At 74.5% G+C, this 22,818-nt stretch carries 20 protein-coding genes and 2 pseudogenes; 8 read left to right on the top strand and 14 right to left on the bottom strand.

What is annotated here, in order from left to right; all coding sequences use genetic code 11:
- From ACZ5DC_RS06265 to ACZ5DC_RS06255, 3 genes are all read left to right on the top strand, one after another.
- On the top strand, positions 1–705 hold a 705-nt coding region (locus tag ACZ5DC_RS06265), incomplete at its 5' end, for a cytochrome c oxidase subunit I (RefSeq protein ID WP_468649867.1).
- Positions 702–1,040 (top strand): hypothetical protein, encoded by a 339-nt coding sequence (locus tag ACZ5DC_RS06260; RefSeq protein ID WP_468649865.1) that lies wholly within the window; start codon positions 702–704, stop codon positions 1,038–1,040. The genes ACZ5DC_RS06265 and ACZ5DC_RS06260, both read left to right, overlap by 4 nt.
- A gap of 147 nt (positions 1,041–1,187) precedes the next feature.
- Entirely contained in the window at positions 1,188–2,417 is a 1,230-nt protein-coding gene (locus tag ACZ5DC_RS06255) for a glycosyltransferase (protein ID WP_468649959.1), read from the top strand.
- Positions 2,418–2,435: 18 nt separating this feature from the next.
- Here ACZ5DC_RS06255 and ACZ5DC_RS06250 read toward each other — a convergent pair whose 3' ends face one another.
- Positions 2,436–3,458, bottom strand: a complete 1,023-nt coding sequence (locus tag ACZ5DC_RS06250; protein WP_468649863.1) for an alcohol dehydrogenase — start codon at positions 3,456–3,458, stop codon at positions 2,436–2,438.
- Positions 3,459–3,583: 125 nt separating this feature from the next.
- Positions 3,584–4,246 carry a TetR/AcrR family transcriptional regulator gene (locus ACZ5DC_RS06245; RefSeq protein ID WP_468649861.1) on the bottom strand — a complete coding sequence of 221 codons (663 nt, stop codon included), beginning with the start codon at positions 4,244–4,246 and terminating at the stop codon, positions 3,584–3,586.
- A 140-nt stretch (positions 4,247–4,386) separates the two neighbouring features.
- Here ACZ5DC_RS06245 and ACZ5DC_RS06240 point away from each other — a divergent pair, with 140 nt between their 5' ends.
- On the top strand, positions 4,387–5,640 hold the full coding sequence (locus ACZ5DC_RS06240; RefSeq protein ID WP_468649859.1) for a YncE family protein: 1,254 nt from the start codon (positions 4,387–4,389) through the stop codon (positions 5,638–5,640).
- Positions 5,641–5,676: 36 nt separating this feature from the next.
- Here ACZ5DC_RS06240 and ACZ5DC_RS06235 read toward each other — a convergent pair whose 3' ends face one another.
- Entirely contained in the window at positions 5,677–5,859 is a 183-nt protein-coding gene (locus ACZ5DC_RS06235) for a hypothetical protein (protein WP_468649857.1), read from the bottom strand.
- A gap of 31 nt (positions 5,860–5,890) precedes the next feature.
- A pseudogene (locus ACZ5DC_RS06230) lies at positions 5,891–7,944 on the bottom strand (GTP-binding protein).
- A gap of 182 nt (positions 7,945–8,126) precedes the next feature.
- Between ACZ5DC_RS06230 and ACZ5DC_RS06225 the strand changes: the two are divergent.
- Positions 8,127–9,233: an XdhC family protein gene (locus tag ACZ5DC_RS06225; RefSeq protein WP_366748819.1), complete on the top strand. Its 1,107-nt coding sequence runs from the start codon at positions 8,127–8,129 to the stop codon at positions 9,231–9,233.
- Positions 9,234–9,687: 454 nt separating this feature from the next.
- Here ACZ5DC_RS06225 and ACZ5DC_RS06220 read toward each other — a convergent pair whose 3' ends face one another.
- From ACZ5DC_RS06220 to ACZ5DC_RS06205, 4 genes are all read right to left on the bottom strand, one after another.
- Complete coding sequence (locus ACZ5DC_RS06220; protein ID WP_468649854.1) at positions 9,688–10,284, bottom strand: GNAT family N-acetyltransferase; 597 nt, start codon at positions 10,282–10,284, stop codon at positions 9,688–9,690.
- Positions 10,285–10,424: 140 nt separating this feature from the next.
- The gene (locus tag ACZ5DC_RS06215; RefSeq protein ID WP_468649852.1) at positions 10,425–10,925 is read right to left on the bottom strand and encodes a metallophosphoesterase family protein; all 501 of its coding nucleotides are present in this window, start codon (positions 10,923–10,925) and stop codon (positions 10,425–10,427) included.
- Positions 10,926–10,934: 9 nt separating this feature from the next.
- Entirely contained in the window at positions 10,935–11,945 is a 1,011-nt protein-coding gene (locus ACZ5DC_RS06210; RefSeq protein WP_366748822.1) for an SDR family oxidoreductase, read from the bottom strand.
- Positions 11,946–12,117: 172 nt separating this feature from the next.
- The gene (locus ACZ5DC_RS06205) at positions 12,118–15,153 is read right to left on the bottom strand and encodes an FAD-binding and (Fe-S)-binding domain-containing protein (protein ID WP_468649850.1); all 3,036 of its coding nucleotides are present in this window, start codon (positions 15,151–15,153) and stop codon (positions 12,118–12,120) included.
- A gap of 145 nt (positions 15,154–15,298) precedes the next feature.
- Here ACZ5DC_RS06205 and ACZ5DC_RS06200 point away from each other — a divergent pair, with 145 nt between their 5' ends.
- The 3 genes from ACZ5DC_RS06200 to ACZ5DC_RS06190 are packed head-to-tail and all read left to right on the top strand — an operon-like array spanning position 15,299 to position 17,719.
- Complete coding sequence (locus ACZ5DC_RS06200; protein WP_366762792.1) at positions 15,299–15,736, top strand: MarR family winged helix-turn-helix transcriptional regulator; 438 nt, start codon at positions 15,299–15,301, stop codon at positions 15,734–15,736.
- Positions 15,733–17,127 carry an MFS transporter gene (locus ACZ5DC_RS06195; RefSeq protein WP_468649848.1) on the top strand — a complete coding sequence of 465 codons (1,395 nt, stop codon included), beginning with the start codon at positions 15,733–15,735 and terminating at the stop codon, positions 17,125–17,127. The genes ACZ5DC_RS06200 and ACZ5DC_RS06195 overlap by 4 nt, the downstream gene beginning before the upstream one ends.
- A gap of 7 nt (positions 17,128–17,134) precedes the next feature.
- Entirely contained in the window at positions 17,135–17,719 is a 585-nt protein-coding gene (locus tag ACZ5DC_RS06190) for a hydrolase (RefSeq protein ID WP_366748826.1), read from the top strand.
- A gap of 39 nt (positions 17,720–17,758) precedes the next feature.
- Here ACZ5DC_RS06190 and ACZ5DC_RS06185 read toward each other — a convergent pair.
- From ACZ5DC_RS06185 to ACZ5DC_RS06160, 6 genes and pseudogenes are all read right to left on the bottom strand, one after another.
- Positions 17,759–18,059: pseudogene (locus ACZ5DC_RS06185) on the bottom strand (dTDP-glucose 4,6-dehydratase); the annotation flags it as partial.
- Positions 18,060–18,163: 104 nt separating this feature from the next.
- The gene (locus ACZ5DC_RS06180) at positions 18,164–18,349 is read right to left on the bottom strand and encodes a hypothetical protein (protein ID WP_468649845.1); all 186 of its coding nucleotides are present in this window, start codon (positions 18,347–18,349) and stop codon (positions 18,164–18,166) included.
- Positions 18,350–18,474: 125 nt separating this feature from the next.
- Positions 18,475–18,843 carry a DUF6479 family protein gene (locus tag ACZ5DC_RS06175; protein ID WP_468649843.1) on the bottom strand — a complete coding sequence of 123 codons (369 nt, stop codon included), beginning with the start codon at positions 18,841–18,843 and terminating at the stop codon, positions 18,475–18,477.
- Between the two features lie 248 nt (positions 18,844–19,091).
- On the bottom strand, positions 19,092–19,364 hold the full coding sequence (locus ACZ5DC_RS06170) for a hypothetical protein (RefSeq protein ID WP_366748829.1): 273 nt from the start codon (positions 19,362–19,364) through the stop codon (positions 19,092–19,094).
- Positions 19,365–19,445: 81 nt separating this feature from the next.
- Positions 19,446–21,893: a SpoIIE family protein phosphatase gene (locus ACZ5DC_RS06165; RefSeq protein ID WP_468649841.1), complete on the bottom strand. Its 2,448-nt coding sequence runs from the start codon at positions 21,891–21,893 to the stop codon at positions 19,446–19,448.
- A 224-nt stretch (positions 21,894–22,117) separates the two neighbouring features.
- Positions 22,118–22,693, bottom strand: a complete 576-nt coding sequence (locus ACZ5DC_RS06160) for a GNAT family N-acetyltransferase (protein WP_468649839.1) — start codon at positions 22,691–22,693, stop codon at positions 22,118–22,120.
- Between the last annotated feature and the right edge of the window lie 125 nt (positions 22,694–22,818).

Genomic DNA, 22,818 nt, shown 5'->3' with positions numbered 1-22,818 from the left:
TCCTTCATGACCTTCCTGATCGCCGTACCGACCGGTGTGAAGTTCTTCAACTGGATCGGCACGATGTGGAAGGGCTCGCTGTCCTTCGAGACACCCATGCTCTGGGTGATGGGCTTCCTCGTCACCTTCGTCTTCGGCGGGCTGACCGGGGTCATGCTCGCCTCCCCGCCGATCGACCTGCACGTCTCCGACTCGTACTTCGTGGTGGCCCACTTCCACTACGTCGTCTTCGGCACGGTCGTCTTCGCGATGTTCGCCGGCTTTCACTTCTGGTGGCCCAAGTGGACCGGCAAGATGCTCGACGAGCGTCTCGGCAAGATCACCTTCTGGACGCTGTTCACCGGCTTCCACGGCACCTTCCTGGTCCAGCACTGGCTGGGCGCGGAGGGCATGCAGCGGCGCATCCCGGACTACCTCGCGGCCGAGGGGCTCACCACGCTCAACACGGTGTCCTCGGTCTTCTCGTTCCTGCTCGGCTCCTCCTTGCTGCCGTTCTTCTACAACGTCTGGAAGACGGCCAGGTACGGCGAGCCGGTCGGCACGGACGACCCGTGGGGGTACGGCCGCTCGCTGGAGTGGGCGACCTCCTGCCCGCCGCCCCGGCACAACTTCGTCACCCTGCCGCGCATCCGCAGCGAGTCCCCGGCGTTCGACCTGCACCACCCGGGCGTCCCGTCGCCGGAGCGGGAGTTGACCGCGCGATGACGGCCCACGACGAGCGCGACCTCGTCCGGCAGATCGAGGGCCATCTGCTGCTGGCCGCCGCACGGGAGGAGGGCCGTACCGCCGCCGTACGCCTCAGTTCCCGGCTCGGCTGGCTCACCGACAGCCAACGGGAGGACGTGCTGTGGCAGTTCGAGGCCGAGTACCTCGCGCTGGCCCGGCTCTCGTGGCACCGCACGGCCGAGCGGGCGCGGGAGCTGCGGCAGACGTACGAGTCGCGCTACCGGGCGCTGCGCCGCCGGCTGCTGGCCTGCTGCGTGCTGGGCTGCGCGCTGCTCGCGGCGGCGGTCCTGCTGGTGGTGTCCGCCGCCGTGTAGCACCGGCCCTCAGGTGCGGGTCCGCTCCCGGCCGGCGCGGCCTGCACAGGGTCCGCACCGGGGGTGCCGCCGCCGGTCCCGATGTGGTCGCCTCGCGCCCGCCGACCGTGCCGACCGGCCATACTGTCCGTCGTGCGCGTTGCCATCATGACGGCGGGATCGCGGGGCGATGCCGCCCCCTACACGGGGCTCGGGCACCGGCTGGCCCTGGCCGGGCACGAGGTCACCCTGGTCACGCACGGCCGCTTCGCCCCGCTGGCGGCCGGCTCAGGGGTGCGGTTCCACACGCTGCCGGTGGATCCGCTGGCGGAACTGCGGTCCCCGCGCGGCCGGGGTCTGCACCGCAGCGCCAGCGGCCCGGGGAAGCTGCTGCGGGTGGTGGACCTGGCGCGGCGCCTCGTCGGCCGGCTCACCGAGGACCTGCTGGACGCCGCGCGGGACAGCGACGTGCTGCTGCTGTCCTCCTCCCTCGCCCCGCTCGGGCACACCATCGCGGAGGGGCTGCGTGTGCCGAGTCTCGGTGTCTATCTGCAACCCCTCGCCCCCACGCGCGAGTTCGCCCCGCCGGTGCTCGGCGGCGACTCCTGGGGCGGACCGGTCAACCTGCTCGCCGGGCACGGGGTCGGCCTGGCCGTGGAGCACGTGTTCGCCGGCGCCGTGCCGGCCCTGCGCGAGCGGCTCGGCCTGCCCCCGCTGCGGCCCGGTGCCGCGCGGCGGGCCCGGGAGCGGCGGCTCTGGCCGGTGCACCACGGCTTCAGTCCCCTGGTGGTGCCCCGGCCCGGGGACTGGCGGGCGGGTCTGGAGGTGGGCGGTTACTGGTGGCCGTACGACACCCGGGCACAACTCCCGGACGCGGTCCTGGAGTTCCTCGACGCCGGGCCGCCGCCGGTGTTCGTCGGGCTGGGCAGCGCCACCGTGCCGGACCCCGGGCGGCTCAGCGCGCGGGTGGTGGCGGCGCTGCGCCGCGCCGGGCTGCGCGGGGTGGTCCAGCGCGGCTGGGGCGGACTCGCGGCCGACGGGGACGACATGCTGACCGTGGACGAGGTACCGCACGCGCTGCTCTTTCCCCGCATGGCCGCCGTGGTCCATCACGCGGGTGCGGGCACGACGGCGGCCGGGCTGCGCGCCGGGGTGCCGGCGGTGCCGGTGCCGGTCCAGTTCGACGCGGGCTTCTGGTCGGCCCGGCTGGTCGCCCTGGGCGTCGCCCCGGCCGTCGTACCGCTGCGCCGCCTGACCGTGGACGCGTTGTCCGCGGCGCTGCTGCGGGCCACCCGGGACCCGTCCTACCGGCGGCGCGCCGCCGCCCTGGGCGCGCGGGTCCGGGACGAGGACGGCGCCGCGCCCCTGCTCGCCGCGCTGGACGGGCTGACCTGGTGACGGGCCGGCGCCGGCCCGTCAGGTGGTGAGCACCATCCGGAAGCGGGCTTTGCCGGACAGCATCTTCTGGTACGCCTCGTCCGCGTCGTCCAGCGGCACGTTCTCGGTCAGGGGGCGGATGCCGTGCAGGGCGCTGAAGGCCATGGTGTCCTCCACGTCCCGCGAGGTGCCGGACGGGTGGCCGCGCACCACGCGGCCGGCCATGAGCAACTGGGCCGGGCTGATGCCGAGAGGCGCGGTGTCCGCGCCGATGACCACCAATTCGCCGCGGGGGGCCAGGCCGTCCACCGTGGCCGTGATGGCCTCGGAGTGCCCCGCGGTGGCCAGGACGACCTTGGCGCCGCCGAGGGACTTGAGCGCCTCGGCGACCGGGGTGCCGGAGGTGCTGTCGACGTAGTGGTGGGCGCCCAGTCGCTCCGCGAAGTCGGCCTTCGCCGCGCCCCGCGCGATCGCCACGGTCTCGAAGCCCATGGCCACCGCGTACTGCACGCCGAGGTGGCCGAGACCGCCGATGCCGAGCACCGCGACCAGGTCCCCGGGCCGTGCCGAGCTGCGCCGCAGCCCGTTGTACGTGGTCACGCCCGCGCAGGCCATCGGTCCGGCGTCGCTCGCGGAGAGCGCTTCGGGGATCCGGGCCAGGGCGTCGACGGGGGCGATCACCTTCTCGCCGAAGCCGCCGTCGTAGGCCCAGCCGGGAACCTTCAGGTTCGGGCACACGATGAAGTCGCCCTCGCGGCAGGGCCGGCAGTGCCCGCAGCTGCCGCCGAACCAGCCGACGGCCACCCGGTCGCCCTCCTGCCAGCCGCGTTCCCGCACGCCCTCGCCGAGTTCCTCCAGGCGCCCGGCGATCTCGTGCCCGGGTACCTCCGGGAACGACACGCCCGGTAGCCCGCCGCTCACGAAGAGAGCGTCGCTGTGGCAGACCCCGCACGCTTCCACGGCGATCACGACCTGGCCCGGCCCGGGTGGCCGGCCCTCGCGTTCGACCAGCTCGAAGGTGCCGTTCGGAGCGGTGACCTGTGCGGCTCGATAGGTGCTCATGGCTCTCTCCGGGAACGGGTACGTCGGCGTCCTCAGACCCAGCAGAGCAGCTCCGGCCCGATCCCGCGCGCCGAACGGACCGCGCCCCCGCCCCCCTGCGTCACCCGGCCCGGGGCGCCCGCGCCTCAGGGGCTCCCGGGGCGCCAGCCCTCCGGACGGAGCATGCCGAGCAGCAGCCGGACCAGTTCGTCCACCACCTCGTCCAGGGTGGCGTCCACCCAGCCGGCGCTCCAGTCGTGCAGCAGGCCGTTGACGCTGCCGATGAAGGCCGTGGCCGCGAGGCGGTAGTCGCGCGGCGCCGCCTCCCCGCGGGCGACGGCCGCGTCCGCCTCGGCGCGGATGAGGCCGATCCAGCGGGCGCGGCGGGCCAGGCGCTGCTCCTCCAGCCGGGGGCTGACGCCGACGATCTCCACGAAGGCGATGCGGATGCGCCGCGGGTCACGGGTGACGCCGTGGGCGTAGGCCCGGAAGAGCACGGTGGCGCGTCGGGCGAGCGGCAGCCCGTCCGCGTCGGCGAGCGCGTCGAGGACGGCCTGTTCGGCCCAGCCGTTGACCTGGAGGTGGAGGGCCGCGAGGACGTCCTCCAGGGTGCGGAACTCCTCGTAGAACTGGCGCGTGGACAGGCCGGCGGCCTGGCTCAGCGCGGCGACCGTGGTGCCCCGGTAGCCGGGGGTGTCGCCGAACAGCCCCAGTGCCGCCTCCAGGAAGCGGCGGCGGCGCTCGGCCTGCCGTTCCTCGGCGGACCGTCCGCCGTAGCGCCCCGTCGGCGCCCTGAGCCTGCCTTCCACGCGTCCCCCTCGGTCCTTCCGCCGCTCCCCCAATCTTGTCGTGCACACATCTTGTCGAGAAGGCCGTCCCTTCCTTACTTTTCAGTAAGTTCACTGTGAAAGCACCCGTGTTCAGATTCCCCCGAGGAAAGAGAGCCGTCATGGCTGCCTCCAGAACCAGGCACCTGTGCTCCGTGACCGCCGCCCTCGTCCTGACCGTCGCCGCGCCGGCGACCGCCGCCTCCGCAAGCTCCGCCGCCCCCGCGGGGCTGCGCGAGGTGCTGTTCGTCGGCAACAACTGGGACGGCACGGCCGATGTCATCCGCTCCTCCGGCGACTTCGCGAAGATCGGCCGGATCAACGTCATCCCGGACAAGGCCGCGCGGATGGCCGAGATCAACGCGGACCCGATCAAGTGGATCTACTTCCAGGCGATCCGCAACAGCGTCGGCGAGGGCCACGACCAGTTCGCCGACGACATGTACTCCACGCCCGACGGCAGGTCGGTGGTGGTGTCCCGGCCCAGTTTCGCGGACGTCGTCTCCCTGGACCTCGCCACCGGGAAGGTCAACTGGCGCTTCCCGGTTGCCGGTTACCGCGCCGACCACATGGCGGTCTCCCCGGACGGCACCCGGGTGGCGGTCTCCGCCTCGACCGCGAACACCGTGCACGTCCTGGACATCGACACCGGCAAGCAGCTCGGCTCCTTCGCGACCGGTGACAAGCCGCACGAGAACATCTTCACCAAGGACGGCAAGTACATCTGGAACATGTCCATCGGCGACGTCAACACCGACCTGGACAGCCCGGGCTGGGACTGGACCAAGGGCGACCGGCACATCACCGTCGTGGACGCGACGACGTACAAGCAGGTCAAGGTCATCGACATGCGGCAGCGGCTGGACGCGTTCGGGCTGAAGGACTTCTCCGACGCGGTCCGCCCGGCCGTGTTCTCCGCCGACGAGTCCAAGCTGTACTTCCAGGTGTCGTTCTTCAACGGCTTCCTGGAGTACGACGTCGCCACGGACAAGATCACCCGGATGAAGACGCTGCCGAAGAACCCGGCGACCAGCGAGGACCGCACCACCTGGGTCAACGACTCGCGTCACCACGGCATCTCGATGAACCCCGAGGGCACCAAGCTCTGCGTCGCCGGCACCATGGACGACTACGCGACCGTGGTCGACCGCGCCTCGCTCCAGGAGGGTCCGCTCGTCACGGCGTCCAAGCCGTACTGGGCGACGGTCAGCGGGGACGGCAAGGACTGCATCGTCTCCGAGAGCGGCGCCGACCAGGTGACGGCGATCGACTTCGCCACCGGCAGGAAGGTGACGTCGGTCCCGGTCGGCGACCATCCGCAGCGAGTCCGTCTCGGGCACGTCCAGGCCGACTGGACCGGCCCCAGCGGGGGCTGACGCCCCACCGGGCCGTGGCCTCCGGGGCGTCCCCACTCACTCCGGAGGCCACACCCCTGCCGTCACGGGCGGGGTGGGCGCCGTGCCGAGGTCGGGGACGACCGTGGTGGCGGCCGCCGGGAAGGACGCCGGCAGGTGCGCGGTTCGGCCGGGTGCGGTGCCGCCGCCGCAGCGCCGCACCGGCAGCCCGTACTGACCGCGGCCGGCCAGTCCCGCCACGTACGGCAGGGACGGGTGGGCCGACTGCGGGTCAGCCTCCGGGGCGGTCGGCTCGTTCCCCGGCCCGGCGCGTCACGTTCAGCAGGTACTCCTTCCGGTTCAGCGGATTGCGGTCGGTGCGCGGACGTTCGGGGACCGTGCCGCGGGTGACCGGCGCGTAGTGGTCGAAGGCCGTCTCCAGCTCGCCCTCGCCCCGGGTCAGCCCCGGCAGCCGCTGCTCCAGCGCGTGCACCCGGGCGGCCGGCACGGTTCCCTCCAGGACACACGTGGTCCCGTGCGTGCCGGTGGCCTCGGGCACGGCGCCGAGCCGGGCCAGCACCGGCAGCAGCGCGCCGAGGGTGTCGGCCGGCGCCTCCAGGCGGAAGCGGTGCGCCGGCTCGTGCACCAGGGTGCCGGCCCGGCGCAGCGCCTCGGTCAGGACCAGCGGGGTCAGGCCCCGGAAGTCGTGACCCGTGCTCGACATGCTCTTGTCGAAACCCTGGTGCGCGTGGCTCTGCCGGGGCGAGTAGCCGCAGTGGGTCATGGTGACCGCGCAGTCGATGACCTGCCAGCCGTGCAGCCCCTGGCCGAGCGTCTCCCGGACGGTGTCCTCGACCGCCTTGAAGAAGGCGTACGGCATCGAGCCCAGCTCCACCTCCAGCCGGAACGCCACGCCCGTGCCGGGCGGGGCGGGGTCGACGCGCAGGCCGACCGTGGCGAGGAAGGGGTTGGCGTCCTTCTTCTCGAACTCGACGGCGTGCCCGGTGCCGATTGGGCGCTCGACGCACAGGGTCGTCGTCTCGCGGAAGGTGACGGCCAGGCCGTACTCCTCGGCAAGGGTGGCCTGGACGACCTCCTTCTGCACCTCGCCGTAGAGGGACACGGAGGTCTCCCCGCGCGGCCCGTCGTGGCGGACGCCGATGAGCGGGTCCTGTTCGGCCAGCTGGGTGAGCGCGAGGTGCAGGGAGCGGCGGTCCGTGCCGGGGCCGGGTACGACGACCGACTCCAGGGTGGGCGGCGCGAAGTGGTGCTCGTACGACCGTCCCGGCGCGCCCAGCGCGTCACCGATCCGGATGCCGCCGAGGCCCCACACCTTGACGATCCGCCCCGCCCCGGCGCTGTCCGCGCGGATGTCCGTGCCGTGGTCGAAGACGGAGAGCGCGGTGACGCGGCCCGCGGTGGCGCGGGCTTCGTGGCCGGTGGTGGTCTCCCGGCGGCCGTTCGCTTCCCCGCCCGCGTCCTTGCCGCCGTCGCCGAAGGGGATGCGGTCGCGGACGCGCAGGGTGCCGGAGAAGAGGCGGGCATAGGCCGCCTTCTCCCCCGCCGGGCCCCGCTCCACCTTGAAGACGGTGCCCGAGAGGGGACCGTGCGGGTCGCCGGCGGCGGTGGGCAGCAGCCGCTGGATGCCCTCGACCAGCTCGGGCACGCCCGCGCCCGTGATCGCGGAGCCGAAGTACACCGGGTGGACGGAGCCGTCGCGGGTCTGTGCCGCGAGCGCGCCGCGCAACCGGGCCTCGGGGGCCGCGCCGTCGAGGAAGGCGGCGAGCAGGACGTCGTCCTGGTCCGCCAGTGCCTCCAGCGCTGCCGGGCCGAGGCCGGGCTGGAAGCGGGCGGCACGCGTGCCGAGTCCGGCGGCGGTCCCCATGGGGACGAGCGGTACGGCGAGCCGTTGGGCCAACTGGCGGAGCACCGCCGTGTCCCGGGCGCCGCGCCGGTCGATCTTGTTGACGAAGACCAGGGTCGGAAGGCGCAGCCGGCGCAGGGTGCGCATCAGCACCCGGGTCTGCGCCTGGACGCCTTCGACGGCGGAGACGACCAGGACGGCTCCGTCCAGCACGCCGAGACCCGCTCCACCTCGGCGATGAAGTCCGGGTGACCGGGGGTGTCGATGAGGTTGACGGTGAGGCCGTCGAGCGGGAACGAGACGACGGCGGACTTGATGGTGATGCCGCGCCGCCGCTCCAGCGCGAGGGTGTCGGTGGTGGTGCTGCCGGCGTCGACGCTGCCGATCTCGTCGATCACTCCGGCGGTGTGGAGGAGCCGTTCGGTCAGGCTCGTCTTACCCGCGTCGACATGGGCGAGGATTCCCAGATTGAGCAATGGCACGAAGCGTCATGTCCTTGAGAGTGTGGGCGGTTCCTTCCGGGCCGGACATGGACGGTGTGCGCATGATCGCTCCTGGTTCTCTCGGGAAGCCGACCGGTGCAGTGCAGCAGAGCGGCGGCCTCACCGCCAACGGATTAACGTTCAACCAGGTGCCGTGGCAGGTGTGAGCCGAGGAGCCGACGATGCGTGAGATTCTCGCCGTGCTGGACCGGTGGTACGCCGCCCGGGTGCCGTTCGGGCTGGCCACGGTCGTCGCGGTCAGCCGCAGCGCGCCGCGCGGGCCCGGCGCCGCGATGGCGGTCGGCCCGGACGGCGAGGTGGTCGGCAGCGTGTCCGGCGGCTGTGTGGAGGGCGCGGTGTTCGAGCTGGCCCAGGAGGCCGTCGAGAGCGGAGCGGCACGGCTGGAGACGTTCGGCTACAGCGACGAGGACGCCTTCGCGGTCGGGCTCACCTGCGGTGGCGAGATCACCGTGCTGGTACGGCCGGTGACCCCGGCCCGGGACCCGGCGTTCGGCGCGGTCGCCGCGTCCGTCGCGGGTGGTGAGCCGGTCACCGTGGCCACCGTGGTCGACGGGCCGGCGCCCTGCGGGTCGACGCTCGCGGTGTGGCCCCGCACGGCCGCCGGCACCCTGGGGACCCCGGGGCTCGACGCGGCCGTCGCCGCCGACGCGCGCGGCGAACTCGCCCTCGGCGTGACCGGCCTGCGGCACTACGGCCCGCACGGGGAGCGTCGCGAGGACACCGTCACGGTGTTCCTCCAGTCCTTCGCGCCGCCGCCGCGCATGCTGGTGTTCGGGGCCATCGACTACGCCGCCGCCGTGGCCCGGATCGGGGACTTCCTCGGTTACCGGGTCACCGTGTGCGACGCCCGGCCGGTGTTCGCCACGCCTCGCCGGTTCCCGGCGGGGTCGGAGGTCGTCGTGGACTGGCCGCACCGTTATCTGCGCGGCACGCACACCGACGAGCGGACGGTGATCTGCGTCCTCACGCACGACCCGAAGTTCGACGTGCCGGTGCTGCTGGAGGCGTTGCGGCGGCCGGCGGCGTACATCGGGGCGATGGGCAGCCGGCGCACCCACGACGACCGGCTCCGCCGCCTGATCGAGTCGGGCCTCACCGACCGGGAACTGTCCCGCCTGCGCTCGCCGCTCGGCCTGGACCTCGGCGCCCGCACGCCGGAGGAGGTGGCGGTGTCGGTGGCGGCGGAGATCGTGGCCCTGAGGTGGGGCGGCACCGGGTCACCGCTGAGCGGGACGAGGGGGGCGATCCATCCCCGGGGAGTGGGGTGACCGCTCCTGCCGGAGCGCGCCGGGTGGGCGCCGGGTGGGCGCCGACACGGCGGGCCGTCCCGGGGCCGGCGGTGCTGCCGGTCCGTGCCCGGCGGTTGGTGCCGGCGGGAACGTCCTGCCGGGGCCGGGCGGACGCGCGCGACGGGTGCGTCCGCCCGGGGTGCCCGGCCTGGCACCCGGATCAGCGCCGGCCCCGCCGGCCACCCCGCGACTCCCCCTTCACCGCCGTCGCGGCGACAGCGCCCCGGCGACAGGGCCGACGCGGGGCGGCGGAGCCGGCGGCCACCACGTGCAGGACGGTGTACGGGCAGCCGGCGGGAGAGGCGGGACGTGTCGCCGCCGCGGGAGTGCCGGCGGTGAGTGCGCCGGACACCACGGGTACCACCCGGCACCGACGATCCCCGCCGGGCGCCCGCGTGCGGCCGGGGGGATTCAGGTGACGGCCTAGCCGGGCCTAGCCGGGGTCCCCGGCCACGCGCGCGTGCAGGTGCTGGTCGTGCCAGCCGTCGGCGTGCAGCAGGGCGCTGCGCTGGGTGCCCTCGTAGCCGAATCCGGCCTTCTCGGCGACCCGGCAGGACGCCGGGTTGGCGACGGAGTGGCACAGGATCAGGCGGTGCAGACCGAGGTCGTCCAGGGCCCACCGGCTCAGCCGGCGTGCCGCCCGGACGGCGAGGCCCGTTCCGCGCGCCGCGGGCAGCACCCAGTACAGGACTTCGGCGGTTCCGGCGGCGAGGTCGACGTCGTTCAGTCCGGCGAGGCCGACGGGTGCGCCGCCGTGCGGGGCGATGGCCCAGATGACTCCGGTCTCGGCCCGCCGGCGCGCGTGCAGGCGCTCGATCCGGGCCCTGGCCTCCGCGCGGTCGGCGACGGAGAAGAGGTTCCACCTGCTGATGTCCGGGTCCTGCCCGGCGGCGAGCAGGGCGTCCGCGTCGGCGTCGGTCGGCTGCCAGGGCCGCAGCTCAAGGCCACCGGCCAGCGGCAGTACGGGCTGGCCGGGCTCGGCGAGGCGGCCCGGGGGCACGACGGCGGGTATGCCTGAGCTGGAGATCACCGACGCATCCTGCCACAGCGGGTGATCACCGCTGGCCGCCACGGCGGGCACGCCCACCGGTGCGCCGCCGCGGGCCGGGATCACGGCGGGCCCGGACCGCTGCCGCCCACGCAGACCCCCGGCGCCCCCGCTTCCGGCGGCTACCGTCGCGGCAGCCGGTGCAGGGTCACCTCGGTGAGGGCTCCTTCGGCGACCGTGGCCGTGAGGTACGTGCAGTGGGGCTGGCGGCGGCGGTCCGTCGGGGAACCGGGATTGAGCAGCCGCAGGCCGCCGGGGGCGGTGGTGTCCCAGGGGATGTGGCTGTGCCCGAAGACCAGGACGTCCAGGTCGGGGAAGCGGGCGGCGCAGCGGGCCTCGCGGCCCTGGGCGGGGCCCGTCTCGTGGACGACCCCGAAGCGCAGGCCGCCCAGGTCGGCGTGGGCCACCTCGGGGAGCCGGGCGCGCAGTGCGGGGCCGTCGTTGTTGCCGTACACGCCGACCAGTAGGCGGCTGCGGCTCTCCAGCAGGTCGAGGGTGGCGGTGTCGACCCAGTCCCCGGCGTGGAACACGACGTCCGCGCGCGGGAGTTCGGCGAGCAGCTGCTCCGGCAGCGCCTTGGCGCGCTTGGGCAGGTGCGTGTCGGACATGAGCAGGAGGCGCACCTCGCCAGCTTATGCGGAGGAGGAGGTCAGGCGGCGGATGCCGCGTACGGTGCCCAGCAGTGCGACGCCCGCGCCGAGGGTGGTGGCTGCGGGGTGCCGGACCAGCGTCTCCTGCCAGGAGCGGGCGTGGGCGGTGTCGTCGAAGGAGCCGTGGGCGCCCTGGTCGTCGGCGGGTTCGCGGTCCACCGGCTCGAAGAGGTTGTCCAGGCCGGCGGGCGGGATGCGGTCGGTCAGCTGGGAGTCGAAGCCGGTGCGGGCCAGGTAGCGGTCGAGCAGCGCCGGGACGAACCGGTTGGCCCAGATGGTGGCGACGGTGGACGCGCCGACGTAGTACTGCTTGCGGCCCGGGTGGTCGGCGGCGTACAGCACGCCCCGTGCGGCCACCTCGGGCTGGTAGATCGGCGGGACCGGCATGGGGTGCCTGGCGAGGCGGGAGCGGACCCATTCGAACTGGGGCGTGTTGACGGCGGGCATCTGGGCGACGGTGACGCGCACGTTGCTGCCGCGGTGCAGCAGTTCCGTGCGCAGGGAGGAGGTGAAGCCGTTGATGGCGTGCTTGGCTCCGCAGTACGCCGACTGGAGGGGGATCGACCGTTCCCCGAGCGCGGAGCCGACCTGCACGATCGTGCCCTGGTCGCGCGGGAGCATGCGCTTCAGGGCGGAGCGGGTGCCGTTGACGAAGCCGAGGTAGGTCACCTCGGTGATCCGCCGGTACTCCTCGGGGGTGATCTCCTCGAACGGCGCGAACACGCTGGCGAAGGCGCAGTTGATCCAGGTGTCGATGGGGCCGAACTCCTTCTCCGCGGCCTCGGCGACGGCCTCCGTGCGGGCCGGGTCGGCCACGTCGGCGGGCTGTACCAGCGGCCGTCCGCCGAGCGCCGCGACCTCGTCGGCCGCCGCCTCCAGGCCGCCCTCGCCGCGCGCGACCAGGACGACGTCGGCGCCGCGCCTGGCGTACAGGCGGGCGGTGGCGCGGCCGATGCCGGCGCTGGCGCCGGTGATGACGACGGTGGGGGGCATGTTCGTCTCCTCCTGTGTACGCGGTGTCTGTCGGTCCGTCCGGTGGGGCACCGCCCGTTCCTCCACGGGGGCCGGGACGGGACCGGGTGTGCCGGTGGGCACGGCGGGGACGGCGGTGTCCGGGGCCCCGACGGCCCGCCGGCCGCTCATGGTCGCCTCCTGCCACCTCCTGTCACCTCCTCAGCCGCCGCAGTCCGGCCACGGCGCCCAGGGAGAGGGCGGCCAGGGAGGCGGTCGTCGCCCAGCGGGCCGTTCGGGACGGTCCGGCGGGGCGGTCGGCGAGCCGCTCCGGGTGGTCGCCGGGCAGGTTGCCGTCGAGGGCGAGCGCGAGGACCTCGGCGAGGTGCAGGGCGCGGCGGCCGGTGCCGCCCTGCTCGATCTGGGTGCGGCAGCTGAAGCCGTCGGCGAGGACCAGGCTGTCCGGGGCGGCCCCGCGCACGGCGGGCAGGACGCCCAGTTCCGCGACAGCCATGGACACCTCGTGGTGGCCGCGCTCGAAGCCGAAGTTGCCGGCGAGGCCGCAGCAGCCCTCGTCGAGTACCTCGGCGTCGAGGTGGGCGCGGCGCATCAGTTCCCGGTCGGCGTCGGACTTCATGACGGCGTGCTGGTGGCAGTGGGTCTGCACGGTCGCCTGCCGGGCGAGCCGCGGGGGCCGCCAGCCGTCGGGGGCGTGGTGGACGAGCTGTTCGGCGAAGGTGCGCGTCCGGGCGGCGAGCCGTTCCACGTCCTGGTCGCCGGGCATCAGCTCGGGGGCGTCGGCGCGGAAGACGGCCGTGCAGGAGGGCTCCAGGCCGATCACCGGGGTGCCGGCCTCCAGGTAGGGGCGCAGCACGTCGAGGGTGTTGCGCAGCACTCGTTTGGCGGTGGGCAGTTGTCCGGTGGAGATCCAGGTCAGGCCGCAGCACACCGGCTCGGACGGGACGGCGATCCGGAAGCCGGCGTCCTCCAGGACCCGTACGGCGGAGATCGCGATCGCGGGGTGGAAGTAGGTGCTGAAGGTGTCGGGCCAGAGCACGACGGTGCGCGGGTCGGCCGGGTCGGGCTCGTCCCGGCCGCGGGCCCGCCACCACTGGAGGAAGGACCGGTCGGCGAACACCGGGGCCTGGCGGGCCTCGTCGATCCCGGCGAGCCGTTTGCCCAGCGCCGCGAGGCCGGGCGCGTGCAGCGCGGAGTTGACCAGGGAGGGCGCGGTCCGGGACAGCCGGGCCCAGAGCGGCAGCCAGCCCATGGAGTAGTGGGCCATGGGGCGCAGCCGCCCCTCGTAGTGGTGGGACATGAACTCGGCCTTGAGGGTGGCCATGTCGACACCGGTCGGGCAGTCGGACTTGCAGCCCTTGCAGGCCAGGCAGAGGTCGAGCGCGTCGCGTACGGCGGTGGAGCGCCAGCCGTCCTTCACGGCGGAGTCGGCGTGCCCGTCGAGCATCTCGAACAGCAGCCGGGCCCGGCCGCGGGTGGAGTGCTCCTCCTCCCTGGTGGCCCGGTAGGAGGGGCACATGACGCCGCCGGAGTGGCCGCGGCAGTTGCCGATGCCGACGCAGCGCATCACCGCGCGGTCGAAGGAGTGGTCGTCCTCGGGGTAGCCGAAGTGGGTCTCCGGGGTGGCGGGCCGCCAGCTGGGGCCGAGCCTCAGCTGTCCGTCGACGGGGTTGGGGTGGACGACCTTGCCGGGGTTCATCCGGTTGCCGGGGTCGAAGAGGGCCTTCAGTTCGCCGAACGCGGTGACGAGCCGTTCGCCGAACATCCGGGTGAGCAGTTCGCCCCGGGACTGGCCGTCGCCGTGCTCGCCGGAGAGGGAGCCGCCGTAGGAGGCGACGAGATCGGCGGCCCGCTCCACGAACCGCCGGAAGCCGGCCACGCCCTGGGCGTCGCGCAGCCCGAAGGGGATGCGGGTGTGCACGCAGCCCTGGCCGAAGTGCCCGTACAGGGACGGGTGGCCGTAGTCGAACTCGGTGAACAGGTCCTTGAGGTCGCGCAGGTAGTCGCCGAGCCGTTCGGGCGGTACGGCGGAGTCCTCCCAGCCTTCCCAGGTCTCCCGGCCGTCCGGCGGGCGCGCGGTCACGCCAAGTCCCGCCTCGCGGGCCCTGAGCATCTTCTGCTCGCGTTCGGGGTTGTCGGAGAAGGCGACGTTCGCGTCCTTCTCGTCGCGGCCGATGGCCCGCAGCAGCGCGTGCGCCTGCTCGTCGACGTCCTCCTGGCTGTCGCCGCTGTACTGCACCATCAGCCAGCTGTCGCCCTCGGGAAGGATGGCGAGGGAGTCCAGGTAGGCGCCCTCCTCGCGCATCAGCTGGGCCATGCGTCCGTCCAGGGCCTCCAGCTGGCTGGGCGAGCAGTGCTCCAGCAGGCGGGAGACGTCGTCGCCGGCGGCGCAGATGTCGTCGTAGCCGAGGACGAGCAGCGACTGGTACGGCGGCACGGGCACGAGGTCGAGTTCGGCGCGCAGGACGGTCACCAGGGTGCCCTCGCTGCCGACGAGCGCCTTGGCGACGTCGAAGCCGTTCTCGGGCAGCAGGGAGTCCAGGTTGTAGCCGGAGACGCGGCGGGGGATCTTGGGGTAGCCGCGGCGGATGTCGGCCAGGTACTCGGTGGCGAGGCGTTCGAGGCCGGCGTAGATCTCGCCGAGCCGGCCGCCGTCGGCGGTGATCCGGGCGCGTTCGCCGGGCGGGGTGGGGCCGACCCAGGCGCGCTGTCCGTCGTAGGTGAGGATCTCCAGGCGCCGGACGTTGTCGACGGTCTTGCCGTAGGCCTGCGCGGAGGCGCCGCAGGAGTTGTTGCCGATCATGCCGCCGATCGCGCAGTGGCTGTGGGTGGACGGTTTGGGGCCGAACTGGAGCTGGTGGCGGGCGAGGTACCGGTTGAGTTCGTCCAGGACGATGCCCGGCTCCACCACGCAGGTGCGCCGTTCGGGGTCGACGGAGAGCACACCGGTGCAGTACTTGCTCCAGTCGATCACCACGGCGGTGTTGGTGGACTGTCCGGCCAGGCTGGTGCCGCCGCCCCGGGAGAGGACGGGGGCGTCGAAGCGCGCGCACACCGAGACCGCCCGGGCGCCCGCCTCCACGGTGCGGGGTACGACGACGCCCAGCGGGACCTGCCGGTAGTTCGAACCGTCCGTGACGTAGGCGCCGCGGCTGCCCGCGTCGAAGCGGACTTCGCCGTCCACCTCGGCGCTCAGGGCCGCCTCCAGGCCGGACGTGTCCGGAGGGGTCATGTGCGCTCCTCGATTCGCTCCGTGCGCGCGGCGGGGTACCGGGCCGCCGCGCTGTCCGAGGCCCGGCGGGTACCCCGACAAAAAGACAGGCAAAGCTGAACAGTCCCAACTGGACAGTCTGTGCTGTCGGTCCTAGTCTGACGGCATGGCTGACATCTCCGACTCCGCCGCCCGCGCCGCACGCGACCTGCGCGTGGTGTTCAGCAGGCTGCGGCGCCGTATCCGCGAGGTGGCGCGGGACGCCGACCTCAGCCCGTCGCAGGAGTCGGCGCTCACCCTGGTCGGCAAGCACGGCGCGGCCACCGCGAGCGCGCTCGCCGCCGCCGAGGGGGTGCGCCCGCAGTCCATGGCCACCACGCTGGCCGCCCTGGAGCAGCACGGGCTGGTCCGCCGTGCCCCGGACCCCGACGACGGCCGCCGCCAGCTGGTCACCCTGACCGACGCCGGCCGGGCCCGCGTCGAGGGCAACCGGCAGGCACGCGAGGAGTGGCTGGCCCGCGCCTTCCAGGACCGCTACACCGAGGAGGAGCGGCAGACCGTCCTCGCGGCGCTGGAGCTGATGGAACGGCTGTCCCGGCCGTGATACCGAGGCTCACCGCCCGCAGCCGGGCCGCCGGCCCCTCCCCCGCCGGGTTCGACCGCCGGCTCGTCCCGCCGATGATCCTCGGCTCGGTCCTGAACCCGGTCAACTCCTCGATGATCGCCGTGACGCTCGTGCCGATCGGCGTGGCGTTCGGCGCGCCGCCCGCCGAGACGGTGTGGCTGGTCTCGGCGCTCTACGTGGCCACCGCCGTCGGCCAGCCCGTCATCGGCCGCCTGGTGGACATGTACGGCCCGCGCCGGCTCTACCTCGCCGGTACGGCCCTGGTCGGCGTCGCCGGTCTGCTCGGCGCGCTCGCCCCCTCGCTCGGCGCGCTGATCGCGGCCCGCGTACTGCTGGGCCTCGGCACGTCGGCGGCGTACCCGGCGGCGATGCGGCTGACCCGCGCCGAGGCGGAACGCACCGGGCGGGACAGCCCGGCGGGCGTGCTGACCGCGCTCGCCGTGGCCAACCAGACGGTGGCCGTCGTCGGGCCCGCGCTCGGCGGGCTGCTGATCCAACTGGGCGGCTGGCGGGCCGTGTTCACCGTCAACGTGCCGCTGTCGGCGGCCTGTCTGGTGCTCGGCGCGCTGCGGCTGCCCCGGTCCGTGACCCGGCGGCGCGGCCTGGACGTGCCCGGCATGGCGCTGTTCGCCGTCCTGCTGATCGCGCTGATGCTGTTCCTGATGGAGCCGCGGACCGGCCGCTGGTACCTGCCGGTGCTGTCCGCCGCGGCCGCCGCCGGCTTCGCGCTGCGCGAGCTGCGGACGCCGGACCCGTTCATCGACCTGCGCGTCCTCGGCGGCAACGGGCCGCTGCTCGCCACCTACGTGCGCCAGCTGCTCGGCTACACCACCGCCTACGCCTTCATGTACGGCTACACGCAGTGGCTGGAGCAGGGCCGCGGGCTCGGCGCCTCCACGGCCGGGCTCGCGCTGCTGCCGCTGTCGGCGGCGGCGCTCACCGCCTCCGCGCTGACCGGGCGCCGCGAGGCGGTGCGCGCCAAACTGCTCACCGCTTCCGTCCTCCAGCTCGTGGGCTGCGCGGTGCTGTTCGTGATCGGCGACCGCAGCCCGTTCTGGCTGCTGCTCGCGGTCGGTGCGCTGCTCGGCGTCCCGCAGGGGCTGATCGGCCTGGCCACGCAGAACGCGCTGTACCGGCAGGCCGAGCCGGAGCGGATCGCCTCCGCGGCCGGGCTGCTGCGGACCTTCACGTACCTCGGCGCGCTGGCCGCGTCCGCCGCCACCGCGGCGTTCTACCCGCACCGCGCCGACACGGCCGGGCTGCACGGCCTGGCCCTGTTCATGCTCGCCGGCTCCGCACTGCTGCTGGCGACGATCCTGCCCGACCGGTCCCTCGGCCGGCCGGCCACCCGAGACACCCGAAAGGCCTGACCGACCCATGTCGCTCACCACGCTCGACCCCCGTACCGCCCTCGTCGCGATCGACCTCCAGAACGGCATCGTGGCCATGCCCACCCAGCCGTACCCGGGCGCCGAGGTCGTCTCCCGCACGTCCGCGCTCGCCGACGCCTTCCGCTCGCACGGGCTGCCCGTGGTCCTGGTGCGGGTCTCCTTCGCACCGGACGGGGCGGACGCCGTCCCGGGCCGCACCGAGCGCCAGCCGCGCGGGCTCGCCTTCCCGGAGGGCTGGGACGTCGTCGTCGACGACCTGTCCGGACACCCCGGCGACATCCGTGTCACCAAGCACAACTGGAGCGCCTTCCACGGCACCGACCTGGACGTCCAGCTCCGCCGCCGGGGCATCACGCAGATCGTGCTGACCGGCATCGCCACCAGCATCGGCGTGGAGTCCACCGCCCGCGACGCCTACGCGCACGGCTACCACGTCACCCTCGCCACGGACGCCATGGCCGACGCGGACGCGGAGGCGCACGCGAACAGCGTCGAGCGCATCTTCCCGCGGCTCGGCGAGTCCGGCACGACGGACGAGATCCTGGAACTGCTGGCCAAGACCCACGCCTGACCGCCGGGCCGGGGGCGAGGGCCGCGGCGCGTCGCCCGCTCAGCGGGCGGTGCGCCGCTTGAGCGGCTCCCACCAGGACCGGTGAGCGCGGTACCAGGCGACCGTCTCGGCGAGGCCCGTTTCGAAGTCGCGGCGCGGCCGGTAGCCGAGTGCGTCGCGGGCCTTGCTCCAGTCGAGCGAGTAGCGCAGGTCGTGGCCCTTGCGGTCGGGCACGTGCACCGGTCAGCTCCTTGTTGGTCAGCTCCGTGCCGCCGCCGAGATGGTGGACCTCGCCGGGGCGGCCCTGCGTGCGGACCAGGTCGATGCCGCGGCAGTGGTCGTCGACGTGCAGCCAGTCGCGGCCGCGGACGTAGTGCGAGCCGATGAAGCCGGCGGCGCCGGTGACGAGCAGGTTCATGACCGGGAGTATGACCGCGGAGCGCCCGCTCTCCTCCCCTTGAGGGTTCAGTCCTCGCCGCGCACGATGTTGTCCTCGGGGCCCGGGCCCTGCCGCTGCGCGGAGGCGCGGTCCAGGACGGCGGGCACGCAGGTGCGCACTCCCCGGCTGCGTCGGCGGCGGGCCTGGGCCCAGCCCGTCTCCACGTCGGGTATGGCTGGTTTCTCGCTGGCATGCGCGGTCACGTCGTTCATCTTCCTTCCGCGTCCCGCTCGCCGCGGGCGCCGTTCGCCGGACCGCCCGGGCCCGGGGTGGGCTGTGTGCCCGGCCGGGTCCCCGGGCCGGGCGGCCCGCAAACACGGCGGCGACGCGCACCGGGTCAGGTACGACCGCCCCCGCCACCGCCGAAGGACCCGCTGGAACCGGGCGACCAGCGCGGGCGGCGCTGGTCGTCGGCGCGCTTGGTGCCGACGTTGCCGAGCTGGTGGGGAGTGAGGCGCTCGCCCTCGCCGGCGGCCCGGGGCACCTCGTCGGGCTCACGGACCTCGCGGGTCTCGTACACCGGCCCGGACGGCGGCATCTTCGGCTGCTCCTCGGGCCGCGGCGGTGCCGGCTCGCGCTCGCGCACCTTGAAGCCCAGCCGGAAGGCCCAGATGAGTCCCGCGACGCAGGCCACTCCGGCGATCAGGATCAGGGCGTAACCGAAGACCTGGGCGCCCGTGGCCGCTTCGTACATGGCATTGTCCATGACGGCCGGGTACCCGGCGCGGCCCGACGGATGCGCGCACCCACGCGAACGCGCGGACCGCCGGTCCGACGGCCCGTCCGGCCGGGACCGGGCCACCGGGGGGCGCGAGCGGGTGCGGCCCAGAGATCATGACCAGTCCCGACCAGGCCCAAGATCAGCCCCCGCAGTCCCGACCGCGGGTCAAGGCGAGACCCGACCGCAGGTCAAGGCCGAACCGGCCGCAGGTCACCACCAGCCCCGGCTGTCGGTCAGTCCGTTTCCTCCGTCGCCGCGCGTTCCACCTCCGCCTCGACCTCGGCCCGTGGCCGGCCGGTCTGCCGGGCGTACTCGCTCACCGCCGTCTGCACTTCGCGGGCGAGGTCCCGCCAGGCCCGCAGGGCGGTCTCGTAGGTGCCCGACTGGACGCCGGTCATCCGCCGCTCGGCCGGCGGACCGTAGGTTTCCCGCAGTTCCTGCACCTGGGCGTGGGCGGCGGCGGCCGCGCGCTGCTTGGCGACCAGTTCTTCGAAGGTGTGCGACACGCCAACCGACCCTAGGCAGGTCCGGGCCGCCGGCCGGCCACGACCTGCCGGTACCGCCGCCACCCGTACCCGAGTGGCGGGTCAGCGGCCGGGTACGAGGTCCGCCCAGACCTGTTTGCCGCCGCTGACCGGGACCGTGCCCCAGGCCGCCGACACCGCCTCCACCAGCAGGATGCCCCGGCCGCCGGTGGCCTCCCAGCCGATGCTGGTGGGCTTGACGGGGCTGCGCGGGGAGGTGTCGGCGACGGCGAGCCGCAGCCGGTGGCTGACCAGGCTGAGGTCGAGTCGCACCGGGCCGCCGGTGTGCACCAGGGCGTTGGTGACGAGCTCGGACACGACCAGCAGGGCCGCGTCGACCGTGTCCTGCGGCAGGCCCCAGGCGCGCAGGGTGCGCCGGGTGAAGCGGCGGGCGTGCCGGACCGCCTCCGGCACCCGCCACACCGTCCAGCTCTCCCGGAGCGGGCGTACGGCCAGTCCGTCGTAGCGCATGAGCAGCAGCGCCACGTCGTCGTCGCGGTGCGCGCCGGTGAGCAGGGCGTCGGCGACCAGGCCGAGGTGGGCGGGGTCGGCGGCGGCCAGTTCGCGGGCCAGCCGGTCCATGCCGGCGTCGAGGTCGGTGTCCGGGGACTCCACCAGGCCGTCGGTGGTCAGCGCGATCACGGTGCCGGGCTGGAGCCGCAGCGGGGTCATCGGGAACTCGGCCTGGGCGAGCACCCCCAGCGGCGGGCCGCCCTCCGCCCGGACGATCTCGGCGGTGCCGTCCGGGTGGCGCAGCACCGGTTGCACGTGCCCGGCGCGGACACACCAGGCGGTGCCCTGCTCCACGTCGACGTCGACGTAGGCGCAGGTGGCGAAGAGGTCGGTCTCCATGTCGAGCAGCAGCCGGTTGGCGTGCGAGACGACGACGTCCGGGGGGTGGCCCTCGGCGGCGTAGGCGCGCAGCGCGGTGCGCATCTGGCCCATCAGGGTCGCGGCGCCCGCGTTGTGGCCCTGGACGTCGCCGATCACCAGGGCCACGTGGTTGTCGGCCAGCGGGATCACGTCGTACCAGTCGCCGCCGACCTCCAGGCCGGCCGTGGTGGGCAGGTAGCGGGCGACGGCGACCACGCCGGGCAGCCGGGGCAGCCGGCGCGGCAGCAGGGTGCGCTGGAGCATGCCGACGAGTTCGTGCTCGGCGTCGAAGGCGTGGGCGCGCAGCAGGGCCTGGCCGGTCAGGCCGGCGCAGGCGGTGAGCAGGGCGCGTTCGTCGGGGGCGAAGTCGTGCGGGCGGTCCCAGCCGACGAGGCAGGCGCCGGCCATGCGGCTGCCGGCGGGCAGCGGCAGGACGGCGAGGCCGCCCGGCCCGACCTCGGCGAGGGCGGGCTCCAGCGGTGAGCCGGCGGGCCAGATCCTGGCGCGGCCCTCGCGCAGCGCGGCGGCCAGGGTGGGCATGGCGCGCACCGGCGCGTCGGGCCATTCGGTGCGCCACTCGCTGCGCCACACCTCGGGCCAGGCCTCGGGTTCGGGCGGGTCGAGGACGGTGACGACCAGCCGGTCGTTCTCCAGTTCGGCCAGGGCGATCCGGTCGGCCCGCAGGGGTTTGCGCAGGGCGGCCACGACGGCCTGGCCGACGTCCTTGACGGTGCCCGCGGTGGCGAGGGCGGCGGCGAGGCGCTGCACGCGGGCGACGTCAGTGACGTCGGAGCGCAGGCTGGAGGCGTCGGCGACGGTGCCGACGAGCCGGGCGGAGCGGCCCTCGCCGCCGGTCAGCAGCCGGCCGCGCAGCCGCAGCCACCTGGGCGGACCGGCGGGCTGCAGGATGCGGAACTCCAGCTCGCGGTCGCCGATGGACAGGTGGTCGGCCTCGACCACCGACATCAGCGCGGGCAGATCCTCCGGCACCGCGCGGCCGAGCAGGGTCTCCACGCGGCCGTCGAAGCTCTCCCGGTCGATGCCGAACAGCCGCAGGATCGCCTCGCCGACCTTCACCCGGCCGGTGTCCATGATCAGGCTGAAGGCGTCCTCGGGCAGCTCGCCGGTGTCCCGGGCGACGGCCGGGGCGGGTACGGCCACGGCACGGGCGATCAGCTCCAGGCTGGTCCGGTCGTCGGTCCCGAAACCGCCCGGGTGCTCTCCGACGGCCAGCAGACAGCCGCCGCCCGCCGGGCCGAGCGGCAGGACGGCCACGGAGAAGTCCGGGGAGGGGGTACGGCGGGAGTCCGGGCCGGCGGCCAGTTCGGCGGGGCCGAGCCAGCGCGGGAGTCCGGTGCGGTGCGTCTCGGCGACCGGGGAGGTGCCGGCGGCCGGGTAGCAGTCCCGCAGGCCGTACAGGGTGCGGGGCAGGCCGGCCGACTCGGCGAGGCAGAGTTCCGTGGCGTCGTGGCCGGGCGTGTACACCCCGGCGAAGGACGCACCGGCGAACACGAGCGCCTGTTCGAGCACCCGGCGGAGCCGGTCGGGGGTGGCCGGCGAGGCCATCAGCGACGCAAGGGCGGCCTCGGCACGCTCCGGCGCCGTCCTCGTCCCGCTGATCGCAGCGCCTTCGCTCACCACGTCGCCATTACAGCGCGTATGAGCCGCCTGCGCAGCCCCTGCGGACCGCGCCGGACGGACGCCGTCCGGCCCCCTGGCGCAGGGTGACCGCCGACGGGCGGAGGCGATCGGGAGCGGGGGCACGCCCCGTGGACCGGCCGCCGGCGGCGGACCACCACGCGGGGGGCCTCCCGGCGGCGGTCCGTCGAAAGCGGCGTCGGCGCGTCAGGTGGCGCCGGGGCTCACACGGGATCCTCGACGGCGGTCACCGCGCCCGCGCCCTCGGCGGATGCCGGCTCCCCCGGCTCCTTGGTGGAGATGACCACCAGCTTGGTCACCGTGCCGTCGTTCCCCACGACGTCGCGGACGTGGCGGAAGCCCAGGCGGCGGCACATGGCCAGGCTGGCGGTGTTGTCGGCGCCGACCATGCCGTACGCCTCGGTGAGTCCGAGGTTGTCGGCGGCGTGGCGGAGCAGCCCGCGGACCGCCTCGCCGCCCAGCCCGCGCCCCCAGTGCCCGGGGGCGAGCGCGGTGACGAGTTCGTGGCCGTCGACGTTGCCGGTCGGCTTCACCTCGGCGTGGCCGACGTAGACGCCCGCGTGCCACAGGCCCCACACGTCGAAGCGGCGCTGGGGGTAGACGTCGGTGAGGATGGCGCGGAACAGCTCGCGGATCTGCTGTTCGGGCACGCGTTCCTGGCCCATCCAGCGGCACACTTCCTCGTCGCGCAGCAGGGCGACGAAGGCGTCCTCGTGTTCGGGCCGGTAGGGGAGGAACTCCAGGCGTTCGGTGTGCAGGACGGGGGTCACGGACGTCATGACGGACTCCTCGGAAGTGATGCGGTGCGGCGGGTGCCGGGCGACCGGCGACGCGTGGGGGGGGGAGGAGTGGGGGGAGGTGCCGGGCCGCCCCGTGGGGGGGGCGGCCCGGCGTGTCGGTCGTG

The sequence above is a fragment of the Streptomyces sp. NPDC031445 genome (assembly GCF_055581365.1).
This window is presented reverse-complemented; position numbering and strand designations above follow the sequence as displayed.